Source organism: Flavobacterium anhuiense (assembly GCF_050990855.1).
Taxonomy (GTDB): Bacteria; Bacteroidota; Bacteroidia; order Flavobacteriales; family Flavobacteriaceae; genus Flavobacterium; species Flavobacterium anhuiense_C.
This window is the reverse complement of sequence record NZ_CP158861.1, coordinates 2,634,263-2,649,242: the sequence shown is the minus strand read 5'-3', so window position 1 is coordinate 2,649,242 and position 14,980 is coordinate 2,634,263. Positions and strand designations below refer to the sequence as shown.

General features: G+C 31.6%; 16 protein-coding genes. 8 read left to right on the top strand and 8 right to left on the bottom strand.

Features of this window, described 5'->3' with window-relative positions; all coding sequences use genetic code 11:
- Positions 1–97 precede the first annotated feature (97 nt).
- From ABTV69_RS11795 to ABTV69_RS11785, 3 genes are read left to right on the top strand one after another with little or no spacing between them, the layout of a single operon-like run.
- Positions 98–781: a cell division ATP-binding protein FtsE gene (locus ABTV69_RS11795; protein ID WP_433836576.1), complete on the top strand. Its 684-nt coding sequence runs from the start codon at positions 98–100 to the stop codon at positions 779–781.
- Positions 781–1,668, top strand: coding sequence for a glycosyltransferase family 2 protein (locus tag ABTV69_RS11790; protein WP_433836574.1), 888 nt, complete (start codon positions 781–783; stop codon positions 1,666–1,668). The genes ABTV69_RS11795 and ABTV69_RS11790 overlap by 1 nt, the downstream gene beginning before the upstream one ends.
- Positions 1,669–2,598 (top strand): glycosyltransferase family 2 protein, encoded by a 930-nt coding sequence (locus tag ABTV69_RS11785; protein WP_433836572.1) that lies wholly within the window; start codon positions 1,669–1,671, stop codon positions 2,596–2,598.
- Here ABTV69_RS11785 and ABTV69_RS11780 read toward each other — a convergent pair.
- Together ABTV69_RS11780 and ABTV69_RS11775 are read right to left on the bottom strand one after the other, a co-directional pair.
- Positions 2,581–3,015 carry a sugar 3,4-ketoisomerase gene (locus ABTV69_RS11780; RefSeq protein WP_433836570.1) on the bottom strand — a complete coding sequence of 145 codons (435 nt, stop codon included), beginning with the start codon at positions 3,013–3,015 and terminating at the stop codon, positions 2,581–2,583. The two genes, ABTV69_RS11785 and ABTV69_RS11780, sit on opposite strands and share 18 nt — an antisense overlap.
- On the bottom strand, positions 2,988–4,070 hold the full coding sequence (locus tag ABTV69_RS11775) for a glycosyltransferase (protein WP_433836568.1): 1,083 nt from the start codon (positions 4,068–4,070) through the stop codon (positions 2,988–2,990). Before ABTV69_RS11775 ends, ABTV69_RS11780 begins: the two co-directional genes overlap by 28 nt.
- A 44-nt stretch (positions 4,071–4,114) precedes the next feature.
- On the opposite strand from ABTV69_RS11775, the gene ABTV69_RS11770 reads away from it, so the two are divergent.
- Entirely contained in the window at positions 4,115–5,251 is a 1,137-nt protein-coding gene (locus ABTV69_RS11770) for a glycosyltransferase (RefSeq protein WP_433836566.1), read from the top strand.
- Here ABTV69_RS11770 and ABTV69_RS11765 read toward each other — a convergent pair.
- The 6 genes from ABTV69_RS11765 to ABTV69_RS11740 all read right to left on the bottom strand — a co-directional run bounded on the left by ABTV69_RS11765 (position 5,248) and on the right by ABTV69_RS11740 (position 11,018).
- Positions 5,248–6,489 (bottom strand): O-antigen translocase, encoded by a 1,242-nt coding sequence (locus ABTV69_RS11765; RefSeq protein ID WP_433836564.1) that lies wholly within the window; start codon positions 6,487–6,489, stop codon positions 5,248–5,250. The two genes, ABTV69_RS11770 and ABTV69_RS11765, sit on opposite strands and share 4 nt — an antisense overlap.
- A 33-nt stretch (positions 6,490–6,522) precedes the next feature.
- A complete protein-coding gene (locus ABTV69_RS11760) occupies positions 6,523–7,677 on the bottom strand; it encodes a DegT/DnrJ/EryC1/StrS family aminotransferase (RefSeq protein ID WP_433836562.1) in 1,155 nt (384 codons plus the stop codon).
- Positions 7,674–8,621: a FemAB family protein gene (locus tag ABTV69_RS11755; RefSeq protein WP_433836560.1), complete on the bottom strand. Its 948-nt coding sequence runs from the start codon at positions 8,619–8,621 to the stop codon at positions 7,674–7,676. Before ABTV69_RS11755 ends, ABTV69_RS11760 begins: the two co-directional genes overlap by 4 nt.
- Position 8,622: 1 nt before the next feature.
- Positions 8,623–9,225 carry a trimeric intracellular cation channel family protein gene (locus ABTV69_RS11750; protein ID WP_433836558.1) on the bottom strand — a complete coding sequence of 201 codons (603 nt, stop codon included), beginning with the start codon at positions 9,223–9,225 and terminating at the stop codon, positions 8,623–8,625.
- A gap of 86 nt (positions 9,226–9,311) precedes the next feature.
- Positions 9,312–10,166: a hypothetical protein gene (locus ABTV69_RS11745; protein WP_433836556.1), complete on the bottom strand. Its 855-nt coding sequence runs from the start codon at positions 10,164–10,166 to the stop codon at positions 9,312–9,314.
- A gap of 108 nt (positions 10,167–10,274) precedes the next feature.
- Positions 10,275–11,018, bottom strand: a complete 744-nt coding sequence (locus tag ABTV69_RS11740; protein ID WP_433836554.1) for an RDD family protein — start codon at positions 11,016–11,018, stop codon at positions 10,275–10,277.
- 20 nt (positions 11,019–11,038) lie between these two features.
- Here ABTV69_RS11740 and ABTV69_RS11735 point away from each other — a divergent pair, with 20 nt between their 5' ends.
- From ABTV69_RS11735 to ABTV69_RS11720, 4 genes are read left to right on the top strand one after another with little or no spacing between them, the layout of a single operon-like run.
- Positions 11,039–12,016 carry a stage II sporulation protein M gene (locus tag ABTV69_RS11735; RefSeq protein ID WP_433836552.1) on the top strand — a complete coding sequence of 326 codons (978 nt, stop codon included), beginning with the start codon at positions 11,039–11,041 and terminating at the stop codon, positions 12,014–12,016.
- Entirely contained in the window at positions 12,016–12,972 is a 957-nt protein-coding gene (locus ABTV69_RS11730) for a hypothetical protein (RefSeq protein ID WP_433836550.1), read from the top strand. Before ABTV69_RS11735 ends, ABTV69_RS11730 begins: the two co-directional genes overlap by 1 nt.
- Positions 12,965–13,738 (top strand): DUF4129 domain-containing protein, encoded by a 774-nt coding sequence (locus tag ABTV69_RS11725; RefSeq protein ID WP_433836548.1) that lies wholly within the window; start codon positions 12,965–12,967, stop codon positions 13,736–13,738. Before ABTV69_RS11730 ends, ABTV69_RS11725 begins: the two co-directional genes overlap by 8 nt.
- Positions 13,731–14,933: a DUF4350 domain-containing protein gene (locus ABTV69_RS11720; protein WP_433836546.1), complete on the top strand. Its 1,203-nt coding sequence runs from the start codon at positions 13,731–13,733 to the stop codon at positions 14,931–14,933. Before ABTV69_RS11725 ends, ABTV69_RS11720 begins: the two co-directional genes overlap by 8 nt.
- Positions 14,934–14,980 lie beyond the last annotated feature (47 nt).

The window sequence follows — 14,980 nt, the reverse complement described above, 5'->3', positions numbered from 1 at the left end:
TTATCGCTTTTTTTAGCAATTTTATTCAGAAATCAGCGAAATTTATTTTGAATACAAGCGTTATCTTATTACTTTTACCATTCAAACCAATTTTATTATGTCACAAACCGTACTATCTCTTAAAGAAGTCACTATATATCAAGAAGGAAGAAAAATCATCTCTCATATTAACTTAGATGTTAATCATGGTGAGTTCATCTACATTATCGGGAAAACCGGTTCTGGAAAAAGTAGTTTCCTAAAAACTTTATATGCTGATTTACCATTAATTGAAGGTGAAGGACATATTGTAGAATTTGATTTGGCAACTTTAAAAGAAAACGATATTCCGTATTTAAGACGTAAAATCGGAATTGTGTTCCAAGACTTCAAACTGCTTCCAGACCGTTCTATAAAAGACAATATGCTTTTTGTGTTGAGAGCTACAGGATGGACAGAAAAAGAAGCTATGCAGCACAAAATTGATGAAGTTTTGGATAAAGTGGGCATGAAAGATTTCGTAAACAAAATGCCTCACCAACTTTCTGGAGGAGAGCAGCAGCGTGTTGCCATTGCAAGAGCACTTCTTAACGATCCAGAGTTCATTTTAGCTGATGAACCAACAGGAAATCTTGATCCACAAACTAGCTCTGAAGTTTTAGAAGTTTTAAAAGCAATCAATGCTGCGGGTAAAACTATCATCATGGCGACCCACGATTATGCTTTATTGATGAAATTCCCTTCTAAAACCCTAAAATGTGAAGATCAAAGAATCTTCGAAGTGGTACAAAGAAGCGTATAATGCTTTCCATTTTAATTCCGGTTTATAATTATAATGTTTTACCGCTTGTAAGCGAACTCGTAAAGCAATGCAATTCTAGTGGAATTATTTTCGAAATACTTTGTTTTGATGATGCCTCAAATCTCTTTATAACTGAGAATCAAAAAATCGATCAATTCCAAAACTGCTGTTTTGTTGTTCTAGAAAAAAATATAGGAAGGAGCGCTATTCGAAATTTATTGGCTGAAAAAGCCGTTTATCAAAATTTACTTTTTTTAGATGCCGATACTTTTCCTGCTAATCCAAATTTTATTTCCATCTATATTTCACAGATCAACAATACCGAAAAAATAGTTTATGGCGGAATTTTGTACCCCACTTCCAAACCCCAAAAAGAGAAACTTTTAAGATGGGTTTACGGAAAAAAAAGAGAAGCTTTATCTGTTTCCGAACGTATCAAAAACCCGTACCTTTGTTTTTTAAGTTTAAACTTCCTGATTAAAAAAAGCACTTTTTCTATAGTCAAATTCAACGAAAACATTCCAAATCTTCGGCATGAAGACACTCTGTTTTCATTTAATTTAAAAGAAAATAAATTTGAAGTAATTCACATTGAAAATCCTGTTTTTCATTTAGGACTAGAAGACAGTAAAACTTTTCTACATAAATCGGAAGAAGCTGTTCTTACTCTCAAAAGCCTAGTTGAATCATGCTTAATTCCTTCCGAGTATACGAAGTTATCCCACTATTTTCAAATAATAGAAAAATATCATTTACAAGGAATTACTGCTTTTGGGTTTAACGTTTTTCAACCTTTGCTGATAAAGCAATTTCTAAGCAGAAAACCCTCTCTTCTTCTTTTTGATTTGTATCGTTTAGGATATTACTGTTCTCTTAAAACAAAATAAATGGCGTTTTTTTCTATTATAATTCCGCTTTACAATAAAGAAAGTTTTATCGAAAATACGATACAAAGTGTTTTGGATCAGACTTTTCAAGATTTTGAAATTATTGTTGTAAATGACGGATCTACAGATAAAAGCGAAGAAAAACTACTGCAATTTAAAAATTCTAAAATCCAATATTTCAGCAAAAAAAACGAAGGCGTTTCTGCAACGAGAAATTACGGAATTGAAAAAGCAAATGCCAATTTCATAACTTTTCTTGATGCCGACGATTATTGGTATCCAACATTTTTAGAAACTATGTTTACGAATATTTCGAAAGCTACAGATCAAAAAGTGTTTTCTGGCGCCATCGAATTTGAGACTTCAAAAAAGACTATTCCCTCGGAATATTCTATTCTGAAAACAAATGAGGATTTTGAAATCGTAGATTATTTTAAAGCCAGCATAAAAGAAACTGTTCTTTGCACTTCCTGCGCTGTTTTTCACAAATCTATTTTCACAGAAATTGGAAACTTTGACACCAAAATTAAAAGTGGAGAAGATACCGATTTATGGATTCGAATCGGACTAGTTTATCCTGTTGTTTTTTCTTGGAAATTATTAGCTCGCTATGTTTACGATCCTAAAAGCCTTTCGAAAAACAATAAATGGATTACTGACAAAATGAATTTTTCAAAATTTGAAGAAGCTGAAAGAACAAATTCAGATCTTAAAAAGTTTCTAGATTTAAATCGGTTTTCTCTTGCCGTAAAAAGCAAATTAGCAAATGAAAAAACGCTTTTTCACGCCTACTATAAGGCAATCGATTTGAAAACTTTAAGTTGGAAGAAAAGATTTTTACTGCAGCTTCCTACCTTTATTTTACGTTTTTTAATTTCCTTTAAAACCTTTTTAGCAAATATTGGAATTAGTTCATCTGTTTTTAAATAGTCTGAACTTTTTGTATTCCCGAATATAGTCTTCCTCACTAAATTCACCCGAAGACAAAACCAAACAAACACTTCCCGAAGAAAAGTTTTTAAGTTCGCGCCAAATACCCGAAACAATAAGAAGACCAACATTTGGTTTGTTTAACGTGACTGTTTTTATGTTTTTTCCGTCTTTTAAAATAACATCAAAACTGCCGCTTAAAGCAATTAAAAATTCCTGTTGTTCAATATGCGCATGCCCGCCCCTTTTACTTCCGCTAGGCACATCATACAAATAATAAACTCTTTTGGAAATAAACGGAATGGTATCGCCTTCAATTACCGAAAGATTTCCTCTTCGATCCTGAATTTTAGGAATTTCCAGCAGCTGAATATCCGAAATATTCGTTATTATTGACGATTTAAAAGACTCTTCCATTGTTCTGAAATATTTTTTAAAGACAAATGTTGTACGCTTTCAGCCGCATTCTTTTTACAAAAATTATATAATTCGCTGTCATCTGCAAATCGATTCATTGCTTCGGCCAAAGCTTTTGGATTATGATTTTCTACCAGCAAACCGTTACATTCATTTTGGATAATTTCTTTAGGTCCAGAATTGCAATCGACAGCTATAACAGGTGTTCCCAAAGCTAGTGATTCTACAATTGATAACGGAAAACCTTCATATTGGCTTGTCAAGATCGTAAACTTCGCTTTACTAACCTCATCACAAGGATTTTGCTTAAAAGGAAAAACTTCAACATAATCTTTCAAATTCAAAGCTGCGATTTTCTTCTGAATTAAAGCAACATCATCTCCAGCTCCCATCAAATGCAATAAATAACCTTTTTCATATATTTTGGATTGTGAAAAAGCATCTAGCATAAGGGTAAAATTTTTCACTTTGTCATCTAGTCTCCCGAAATACAAAATCACTTGTTGAGTTGCAAGAGCTTCTTTTTTAAACTCTTCATCGGCAATAAAAAAAGGATTGTAAATCGTAAGGAGATTTTTAAATTCGAATAGTTGCTTTGCTTTTTCTTCAATTGCTTTTGAAACACAAACCAAAGCAGCTGCATTCTTGTAGAGGATTTTCGACCAAAACTTGGACGAAGGAAAATAATCGCCAAAATTGTAGCTATGCACAATATAATACACTTTTGAATCGCGATAAATAAACTTGGTGATTAATTCTCTTATTAAGTGATTTCTTGGTCTGCCATCAATAACAATATCAATCTTATTTTGAACAAGATAATTTCTCAATAATTTGCCTTTTCGCAACTTCTTAAAAAAAGAAAGTGAATTGGCGCTTTCTTTCTCCAAATTGAACAAAAATCCGTCGTACTTATAATCTACATCATCATTAACAATAATAGAATGAACTTCAAAATCTGATTTTTCTAACATAAAAGTAAGCAAGCCCGCAAAACGTTCTGCTCCTCCTTTTCCCAGAGAAAATGAAACAATCGCGACTTTCTTTTTATTCATGTTTTAATTGAAAAAGTAGATATATTTGTCAAATATACACATTAATGAAAGTTTTATTGGTAGGCGAATACAGCCATTTGCACAATTCTCTAAAAGATGGTTTACAGGCTTTAGGACATGAAGTTTTTATTATCGGGCGAAATGACGGTTTTAAAAATTTTCCTGTTGATTTTCCTATTGAAAAAAAATGGGATTCAGGTTTGCTGAAAAAAGTAAAAGTTATCCTTTATAAATTGTCAAGCTTTGATATTAGTTCATTTTTAACGTATCGCCAATTTTTAAAATTCAAAAAACAATGTTCTGGTTTTGATGTTGTGCAATTAATCAACGAAAACAGTTTTGAATGCCAGCCTTACTTCGAAAAAAAGATTATTTCGCATCTTTTAAAAAACAATCAAAAACTTTATTTATTGAGCTGCGGTTATGATTATCTTAATGTAAAATATTGTTTTGAAAATCCCTCTTTTAAATCTGTTTTTCCGTTATATCTGAATCATAAAATTGATAAAAAGTCTTTTGGAAATGTCTTGAAATTTCAGGAAAAAGCGTTTTACAAACTGCATCAGTTTATTTACAAAAACAGCAGAGGCATTATTGCTTCTGATTTTGATTATCATCTTCCGCTTTTAGGAAACGAGAAATATTTAGGCTTAATTCCGAATCCAATTAATATTGAAAAATTTCCTTTTCAGCCTTTAAATATTGAAGATAAAATCATCATTTTTCATGGCATTAACAATGATAATTATCTAAAAAAAGGAAATGATTATTTTGAAAAAGCTTTAGAGGCAATTAAACAAAAGTACGCTTCAAAAATTGAAATAATCACGGTTCGCAGTGTTCCATATTCCGAATACATTAATTTGTACAACCGTTGTCATATTTTATTAGACATGGTTTATGCTTACGATCAAGGCTACAATGCTCTTGAAGCAATGGCAAAAGGAAAAGTCGTTTTTACAGGTGCAGAGACCGAGTTTACAGAATATTATAATCTTTCTGAAAAAGTCTGCATTAACGCCATTTCAAAAGTTGATTATTTAGTAAACGAATTGTCTTTTTTAATTGAAAATCCAGACGAAATTACAGCAATTGGAAAACGTGCGAGAGCTTTTATAGAAGAGCATCATCACTATACAAAAATTGCAGAAAAGTATATTCAGAAATGGAATGAAAACTAAAACAGACTTTTTCTAAAATAAACTGCCAAAACCAACAGATAAACCAAATTATCAAAAGCATAGGCGATTACTACGCCTTCAATTTGAAAGATTTTTATAAAATACAAACTGGCAAAATATAAAACAAAAAGCGAAAATAATTCGGCAATAATAAAAGCTGTAGTCATTTTTTTAGCAAAAAACTGAAGACCTAAAATTAAAGCGCAAACTTTGAAAATATCACCCAAAAGCTGCCACAAAAACAAATCGGCTACGGGCAAAAATTCTTTTGTAAAAAGTAATTCAATAACCAAAGACCTAGTAAAATAAAGCACCGCTAAACCTAAAACAAAAATTGGAAGAATAAATTTATAATACTGCCAAAAAACGTTTTTAGTTTCTGAATTATTTTGTGCCTTGGATAATTTCGGGAGAAAATAAACGCTCAAAACCGTACTGACAAACAGTAAATAATAAGTTGAAATTCTGGTCATTGTTTCCCAATATCCAGCCTGTTCGATTCCTAAATTCTGAATGATATGGTTTCGAATTGCGAGAAAAACGAAAGGTCCAAAAACAGAAGAAACCAATGCCATTAAAGAATATGAGGAAAGGTTTTTTAAAATTTTAAAATCAAAAACATTCCATTTTATAAATTGAAGAAATCCAATTTCTTTTTGAACCAAATAAAATGTGATGAAGAATAATAGCGCTGGCGCAATCACAATTGCTAACAAAGCGCCTGTGGTTTTGAACTGTAAAATGAAGAAAATGGAAATCAATAAACCCAGAATGTTTCCAATAATATTGATCCAGATTACTTTTTGAAACTTCCCCAAACCGTTAATTACAGCAATTAAAAAAATAGAAAGTCCGTAAGTTGGTAAAACCAACGCTAAGACTTTAAAAACGATTAGATATTCTGTATTATTTCCGAAGATTTTTTGAGTCCAATAAGAGGCTGTAAAAAACAAAATTGCACTTAAAAAAACGGCAAGAAACAGCAAACTAATAAAAACCGTAGAAACAATTTTTTCGAGTTCTGTTTTACTTTTTTCATTTTCAGCTGTATATTTTACGATTCCGTTTTGAAAACCTAGAGTGGAAATATTTTCTAATGAAGTCAAGAAATTGCGAAGATTTCCAACCAAAGCCATTCCGCTTGGACCAACGAAAACTGCTAATATTTTGGATGTTATCAAACCTATTCCTATTTTTAAAGCAACGCTAAAACTGTTTAAAGATGCAATCTTAAACAAACTCGTTTGAATTATTTTTCTATAGAAATGCAATTAGTACTGATTTAAAATTTCGATAATAAAATCAACTTCAGAAGCTGTTAAAACAGGACTCATAGGTAAGCTCAAGACTTCTTGATGAATTTTCTCTGTAATTGGAAAAGACAAAGTATTCCAATCTAAAAAAGCTTTTTGCTTATGCGGAGGAATTGGATAATGTATAACCGTTTGAATAGTATGTTGAGCTAAATATTCCTGTAAATGTAATCTGTTTGCTGTTCGAATGACAAACAAATGAAAAACATGATTATTGGAGAAATCCCAAAACGGAAGTACTATTTTATCATTTTTAATTTCTGATAAATATCGTTTGGCAATGGCTCTTCTTTTTTCATTATCTGCATCTAAATTGGATAATTTGAGATTTAAAAAACCTGCTTGCAATTCGTCTAATCTTGAATTTACGCCGATATATTCGTTATGATATTTCTTTTCTGAACCATAATTACGAAGCGAATAAAGCACTTTTGCCAATTCAGAATCGTTTGTAGTAATCGCTCCACCGTCGCCCAAACAGCCAAGGTTTTTTCCTGGATAAAAACTATAGGCGATTGCTGATTTTAGATTGTCGATTTTAGTCCCGAAATCTCGAGATAGATTTTCGCACGATTGGAATTTGGAATTTTGATTTTGGAATTTAAACTTTTCTGTTCCATGAGATTGTGCTGCATCTTCAACCACAATTAAATTATGTTTTTCTGCAATTTCATTAATCTTATCCAATTCAGCCAATTGTCCATATAAGTGAACGGCTAAAATGGCTTTTATTTTTGGAGTAATTTTTTCCTGAATTAGATCTGGATTTATATTGTAAGTTTCTAATCTTGGTTCGACCAAAACAGGGATTAAATCGGCTTGCAGAATAGCTAAAATACTCGCGATATAGGTGTTTGCAGGAACAATTACCTCATCGCCTTTTTGGAGTTTTCCGAGTTCTATGTATGCTTTAAAAATAAGAACCAAAGCGTCAAAACCATTTCCTACTCCAACGCAATGTTTAGAGTGGCAATATTTGGCGAAAGCCTTTTCGAATGTTTCCAGTTCTTTCCCTAAAATGTACCAGCCGTTTGCTAAAACCAATTTCAGTTTTTCCTGAAAAAGAGCCTCATACGGTTCGTTTATTTTTTTTAGGTCTAAAAATGGTATCACTCTATTTTAATTTTATAAAAATCCTGATTATAAACTGTACATCCTAATTCTTCTTTTTGTTTCAAAAGCCCTTTATTATAACCTGACTCATTTGGTTCGTCTACAATTCCCATATCAAAGAACTGTTTGCCCTTTCGTTTGTATTTATGAATCAGATTGATGAATAAAAAGTCGAGTGCTCGAAATTCTTCTCCTATTTTGGATGTGGCGCCGTATTGCGATTTGACAACGTTTTTGGTTTCAAAAATTGTAATTCCAGCAATAATTTCATCGTTTCTATAAGCAGAATATTGCTTGATGTTTTGCGGAAATTTAGATTTCAAAAGTGCTATCTCTTCTTTGGAGTGAACGGGTTTAACACCGAATTTTTCTAACAATCTCGGTTCTAAAATTTTCTCCCAAAACGGGTCAAAAGTTTCTTCTTCAAAAATATCTAAATCAAGATTTTCGATTCTTCTGAAATGCTTCATTTTACTTTTCGAAATCTTCAAAGGAACATTAAGATTTACAGCCAAATTCATTTCTTTTTTTTCTAACACTGCTCCTCTTTTCATTAAAAAAAAATCCATTGCCTTATTTCCTTCCGAAAAATAAAAACCTGGAATAGGCTTATAATAAAAAGTTTCAAACTTATTTGCTTTCAAAAAAAGCAAAATTTCATCTAAAATCAATTCTGCTTTTTCTGCTTTCAATTTCGATAAAAAAACCAATCCTCCGTACGTTAAGCCCTGATGAGAATAAAGTGAATTTCCTTTTTTATTGGCAGGAAGAATTGCGTGCAACTTCTCCCCGTCAAAAACCATAAGCGAAAAATCTTCAAAGCGTTCTTTGTGGTATTCCATAAAATCGCGATGAAATAAAAAAGTAGCATTTTTAGCCTGATTAACAAAATCGTTCCAGACTGCATAATCTTCCTGACTATATTTTCTAATCGTGTACTTCATGCTACATATGATCAAATGCTTTTAAATGCCATTTGTATTTAACTGCCATTAATCGAATCACAATAATAACAAGAGAAGTAACTAAATATAGAATATCGTCATTTAAATTTAGTTTTCGCAATCCAAAAAATACGATTCCGCCAAAAATACAGATTGTTGCATAGATTTCTTCTCTAAAAACGTTTGGAATTTCATTACACAAAATATCGCGAATTACACCTCCAAAACAAGCTGTCATGGTTCCTAAAGCAATACAAATTGTTGGATGAAGTCCTGTTATAAGTCCTCTTTCAAGTCCTATTAAAGTAAAAACTCCGAGCCCAATTGTGTCGAAAAGAAACAATGAGGTTCGAAGTTTATCAAAGCTTTTTCTGAAAAGAATGGCTAGAAAAAATCCTAAAATGATCACGTACACATATTGCATATCACGCATCCAGCCCACGGGAGTTCTCCCAATTAAAACATCACGAAGCGTTCCGCCTCCAACTGCAGTTACAAATGCAATGATAAAAACCCCAAACGGATCTAGTTTTTTATGCATTGCCGTTAAGGCGCCAGACATAGCAAACGCCATTGTTCCAATAATATCAAGTAGGTGAAACATTTTTTCTGAGTTACAAAGATGCAAAGCGTCAAAGTTACAAAGTTGTAAGGAATAATCTTCGCAAATCTAACTCATAATATGACTTCTTATTTTTTTACATAAATCGGACTTCTTTTTAATAAGTATGAAATAGAATCCATCCAGCCGTCTTTTACTGCTAGCAAAGGTTTACGGGTTTGCGAGTAGATTTTATCGGTATTTTTATACATATCAAAATAAACCGTGTAGTAATAGTACTTTTGATCGTTTGCTGTTGCTGTAGAGATATCGCTTGTCGTTACTTTTTTATTGTTGTTGCTCACTTTAGCATTTCCGCTGTTATAAGTTGTAGCAGTTGTACCGGTTCCAATTGTGTATGACACTTTTGCAGCAACAATATTATCAACTCCCAAGATTTTTTCAAGATCCTCTATTGGCGTTTCGTCAATGTTGTTATGATCGATTCCTGCTTTGTGCAATAAACTATTCGTTGTTCTTAAATCCTGAACTGTCAACGGAAAAATATTAGATGATTTATCTAAAAGTTTGTTATACAAATCATTTTGAGCAAATTTGGCCATATCCTCAGAACCTTGCTGATTGTCTGCATTTACATACGGAACTGGCAATACTGCAATTGTATTGTGCTGCTTATCTGCAATTGCAATGGCTGGAGAGGACGCACTTTGATTGGCGCTGTTTGCATTTGCAGAAACATCAAAAGTTTGAGATCTTCCGCTTGCAAAATCGATTTTGGCGATCTGCGAAACGTCTAATGAAATCTGAATTGTTTCGCCTGGAAGCGAATATTCTACTGTTTTATCAGACATTTTTAAAATCGTACATTCTATAATCTGATAATCTCTCTTTATAATTTTATCTAATTTTTTTCCGCTTTGAGCAAAACTAACACAAGCAGATAACAATACTAGTAATACGAGAAAAGGTTTTGCAATTTTCATTTGTTTGGAAATTTATGAATTAATTATTTATATATAAATTTACGAAGAAATTTTGAAAAATTATCAATAAAAAGCAAAAAAATACAACAATAATTCAAAGAAAAAAATTTACATATTTTGGGTATAGAAATTATAGTCTTTTAAAATAACGCGAATAAAATCACTGTTGTTTCCAGATTGATTTTTAATGCCCGTAACGCTTTCAATTTTGGCTACTAGTTTATAAATAACCTCGTGGTCGTTTTTTGCCGCAGCTCTCTGATAGGTTTCTTTGATAATACGCATATCATTGTCTGAGAGTTTAATTACTAAAGGATAAGTTGGCACATACGCTTCGCCAATTTCTTCTAAAATGGTATGGCTGATATTAATTTTATTTTTCAAAGTAATCACTGCTGTTCCTGCCGCCAAGTCACCCAATCGTTGTGATTTCTTAGTCGTAATAACTGAAATAAGTCCAGGAAGCCCGAAAAAAGACAAAACGTCAATCACCCTAAAAAACCAGCGGATTAAATAGTCTCCAAAAGCAGCCTGATAACCGTCAATTTTAACGACTTTAATCTTCAGTATTTTTTTTCCAAGAGATTGCCCTTCGAAAACACTTTCTAACACAAGCGAGTACACTATTATGGGCGAATAGAGCATTAAGAAAATCGCGCCTTGCGACCAATTATCCAAATTTGCCATTAACTGATTAAGCTGCAACCAATCAAAAATCACTATCGAAATCACTGTTGTATAAGAGATTATAATAAAAAAATCAATAAAAAAAGCCCCTAGTCTTTCACCTACAGAAGCGGCAATAAAATTTATTTTGACATTTTGAGTCGTATTAATAGATAATTCTGACATATTTTATATTTTAGCCTACAATGAGAGAAATCGCCTTTATAAAACAAAACAAAGAAAAATGGCTCGAGTTTGAGCTGGCAATTTTTGGTAAAGCTAAAAAAAATCCTGATGAATTAGCCAATTTGTACATTCAAATGATGAATGATTTGTCGTATGCGCAAACGTATTACCCTAAAAGTAAAACGGTTGTATATCTTAATCATCTTGCCTCTCAGATTTATCAAAAGATTTACAAGACCAAACGCACAGACCAAAATCGAATTATAGATTTCTTTAAAATCGAAGTTCCTTTATTGGTCTACGAATACAGAAGGTATTTGGTTTATGCTTTCTCTTTGTTTTTTGTTACGGTTTCAATTGGGGTTCTCTCTGCTCGATATGATCGTGATTTTGTGCGTCTCATTTTAGGTGATGAATACGTGAACATGACTTTAGAAAACATAAAAAAAGGCAATCCAATGGCCGTATATAGTTCGGGAAGCAATTGGGGAAGTTTTATTGGTATTACTGCAAACAACCTTTTTGTGGGGGCTAAGTGCTATTTCTATGGCATTTTTGCAGGAATCGGAACTTTCAATGTTTTTCTACACAACTGTATTATGCTGGGTTCTTTCCAGTATTTTTTCTACGAGCAAGGTGTTTTTTGGAAAAGCGTACGTGGTATTTGGATTCATGGCTCAATGGAGATTTTTGCTATTGTAATCGAAACAACGGCGGGATTTATTTTAGGGGCTTCTATCCTATTTCCTAAAACTTTCTCACGATTAAACTCTTTTAAAATCGGTTTTAAAAACAGCTTCAAAATATTCTTAAGCACTTTTCCTTTTACAATTAGTGCGGGATTTTTAGAAGGTTTTATTACCCGATACTCTATCGATATGCACAATTGGCTGAGTAGTTTTATCATTTTATTGACGCTTGCAATAATTTCATTTTACTACTTAATATACCCTTTTATTGTCCACAAAAAAATAACTTCAAAACCAATTAATTTATAATGTTTGAACTTTATAGAAAACGCCAACTAGGTGACAATCTAGGCGAAACTTTTACTTTTTTCAAAGATTTCGGAAAAAACTTTTTTAAGATCTTTTTCATTGTAAATGGAGCTTTTTTAGTACTATTAGGAATAATAATTTATACTTTAATTAAAGTCAATTTTGAAGCCATAAAAAATTCTGGATTAGAAAACAACGAATTAAAAAGCGACCTTATTAGCTATTTTAATAATAATGAAGGACTTACATTTGTCTTAGTAATGATCTGTGCACTTCTTCTTCTTGTTTTCTCCTTGTTTAATTATGCATACCCTATTTTATATTTAAAAATGATTGCCAATGGGGAAAAAGACTTTGGGTTAAATGATGTTTGGTCAAGTTTTTTGAAAGTCCTTTTTAAACTGATAAAATTTAGTTTCGGAATCCTGCTTTTATTTTTTCCGATTTTAATAATTGCATTGGTTATCATTTTTTTCCTATGCTTCATAATTATTGGAATTCCATTGCTTTTTATTGCAATCCCAGCTTGTTTTACTTTTTTCAATCTTTGGTTTTATAGCTATTTAACAGAAGAAAAACGCTTTTTTGAATCATTAAAAGATAGTTATTATTTAATAAAAGAAGATTTTTGGAATACCATTGGGTCAACATTTATTATGATGATTATCATGCAGTTTATTCAGGCAGCCATAACTATGTTTCTTTACTTTGTGGGTATATTTATAGCTATTGCCTATTTTATAGGAAACGCTGATTCCAATAGTGCAAAATCGATAGAGCCTTCGCCTTTATTAATAGGTTTTATCACCATTATCGTACTTGCACTTATCATTCTTGGCAATATTTTTAATAACGTAACTGTCATTCATCAGGGAATGATTTATTATAGTTTAAAGGCAGGGAGTCAGCACGAATCTCAATCAATTGATTTAATCGGGGATCAAAGCAATGAATAGATTTTCAATTATACTATATTTTCTTTTCTCCTTGGGTATTGCAAATGCTCAAGATACTGTGGTTAAAGAAGATCCTCCTAAAATTGCTGCCATAATTTATACCGAAAAAGATATTCGGGTAGATTCTGGAACTGTAGAAGCCAAACATTTTGAAAAGAATTTCAAGAAAAAATATACCGATAAAGAATTTGTCTACGAATATAAAGCTCCCGAAAAAAACTGGTGGGATCATTTTAAGCATTGGCTAGCAAGACAGATTTTCAATTTATTTAATTTCAGCAGTGTAAAAACCTCTCTCGATTTTATTTCTATTTTATTTAGAATAATTGCGATTCTAGTGGTTATTGTCTTGGTTTATTTTATTGCCAAAGCTCTAATTAAACGAGAAGGATCTTGGATTTTTGGAAAGAATGCCAATAAGAGAACTTTATTTTATTCTGACGCCGAGAAAAACATTCATCTTTTAGACTTCGAAAAACTTATTAAAGAAAGCATCGAATCTGGCGAAAGAAGAATTGCAATTCGATATTATTATTTATGGCTTTTAAAAGTAATGGCTCAAAACCACTATATTGAATGGGATATTGAAAAAACCAACTCCGATTATTTGTACGAATTGCAAAATCCTGCTCATAAAGAAGAGTTTACCTATCTTTCTTATTTGTACAATTACATTTGGTACGGCGAATTTGAAATTGACGAAACTATCTTCAGAAAGACTGAAAACAGATTTAAAAAAGCATTAAAAATATTTGGTAATGGATAATAAAGTTAAAATATACATTGCTATTCTAGTTTTAGTTTTCGGAATAACATTATTAGTAGATAAAGGACAGCCAAAACCTATTAATTGGACTCCTACCTATGCTATTGAGGATAAAATTCCGTTCGGTTTGTACATTTTTGACCAGGAAGCAGATAATCTTTTCAAACAAAAAGTAGAGCGAATTTCAACACAAACGCCTTACGAATATTTGGATTCTCAATATGATGCAAGAGAAAATGTAGAAACCTATAAAATTAAAGGCACATTCGTTAATATTTCTGAAGTGAACAATATTGACGATCAGTCCATGAAAGAGATTTTATATTTTGTTTCTCACGGAAACAATGCTTTTTTAAGTATGAAAGTATTTCCGCCAGTATTATTGGATTCTTTAAAAATTGAATTAAAAACCGATTTTATGCCCGTTGACAGCGTTTCGGTATGGATGGCAAATAAAAAAGTAAATTCAAAAAAATATACTCTTAATACAGGATTAAGCGATTATTTTTCAAAAATAGACACTTTAAACACCAAAGTTTTAGGCTATCAAAACAGTGCTAAAAACAAAAGACAGATTAATTTTATTGAAGTTCCTTATAAAAATGGTCATCTCTATCTGCACACGCAGCCAGTAGCTTTTACCAATTATATTTTGCTGAAAAAAAATTACTATCAATATACCGAAAATCTAGTTTCTTATATTCCAAAAGGAAATATTTATTGGTACAACAAAAGTTTTAATGATCAGCGAATTTCGAGTTCTCCACTGCGATATATCTGGAGTCAGCCTGCTTTAAAATCGGCTTGGTATTTAGGTTTAATTGGAATTCTTATTTTTATGATTTTCAATGCCAAAAGAAAACAGCGTATTGTTCCAATTATAAAACCATTGCAGAATTCAACTGTTGAATTTACCAAAACCGTTGGGAATTTGTATTATCAAGAAGGCGATCATACCAATATTATTGACAAAAAAATCATTTATTTCTTAGAAAAAATAAGAACCGATTATCTGCTTGATACAACAAATTTAGATGATAATTTTATAACCAAATTGCATTATAAAACAGGAAAAGACGAAAAAGATATTCGTGACTTAATTCAATTAATAAACGATCACCGAGGTAGTTATCATGGAAGCTTGGAAGAAGATCTCCTAAGAATAAACACCGCAATTGAAAAGATTTTACATTAACTAAAATATTTGCTACAGATTAACTTAAAAAATCCTTTTTAATCCTT

Excerpts from the sequence above, each read along its gene's own strand:
- ABTV69_RS11735 (WP_433836552.1), top strand. The coding sequence starts at position 11,039 with ATGAGAGAAATCGCCTTTATAAAACAAAACAAAGAAAAATGGCTCGAG.
- ABTV69_RS11775 (WP_433836568.1), bottom strand. The coding sequence starts at position 4,070 with ATGAATAAAAAGAAAGTCGCGATTGTTTCATTTTCTCTGGGAAAAGGA.
- ABTV69_RS11790 (WP_433836574.1), top strand. The coding sequence starts at position 781 with ATGCTTTCCATTTTAATTCCGGTTTATAATTATAATGTTTTACCGCTT.
- ABTV69_RS11770 (WP_433836566.1), top strand. The coding sequence starts at position 4,115 with ATGAAAGTTTTATTGGTAGGCGAATACAGCCATTTGCACAATTCTCTA.
- ABTV69_RS11795 (WP_433836576.1), top strand. The coding sequence starts at position 98 with ATGTCACAAACCGTACTATCTCTTAAAGAAGTCACTATATATCAAGAA.
- ABTV69_RS11720 (WP_433836546.1), top strand. The coding sequence starts at position 13,731 with ATGGATAATAAAGTTAAAATATACATTGCTATTCTAGTTTTAGTTTTC.
- ABTV69_RS11740 (WP_433836554.1), bottom strand. The coding sequence starts at position 11,018 with ATGTCAGAATTATCTATTAATACGACTCAAAATGTCAAAATAAATTTT.
- ABTV69_RS11750 (WP_433836558.1), bottom strand. The coding sequence starts at position 9,225 with ATGTTTCACCTACTTGATATTATTGGAACAATGGCGTTTGCTATGTCT.
- ABTV69_RS11725 (WP_433836548.1), top strand. The coding sequence starts at position 12,965 with ATGAATAGATTTTCAATTATACTATATTTTCTTTTCTCCTTGGGTATT.
- ABTV69_RS11785 (WP_433836572.1), top strand. The coding sequence starts at position 1,669 with ATGGCGTTTTTTTCTATTATAATTCCGCTTTACAATAAAGAAAGTTTT.
- ABTV69_RS11780 (WP_433836570.1), bottom strand. The coding sequence starts at position 3,015 with ATGGAAGAGTCTTTTAAATCGTCAATAATAACGAATATTTCGGATATT.
- ABTV69_RS11755 (WP_433836560.1), bottom strand. The coding sequence starts at position 8,621 with ATGAAGTACACGATTAGAAAATATAGTCAGGAAGATTATGCAGTCTGG.
- ABTV69_RS11745 (WP_433836556.1), bottom strand. The coding sequence starts at position 10,166 with ATGAAAATTGCAAAACCTTTTCTCGTATTACTAGTATTGTTATCTGCT.
- ABTV69_RS11730 (WP_433836550.1), top strand. The coding sequence starts at position 12,016 with ATGTTTGAACTTTATAGAAAACGCCAACTAGGTGACAATCTAGGCGAA.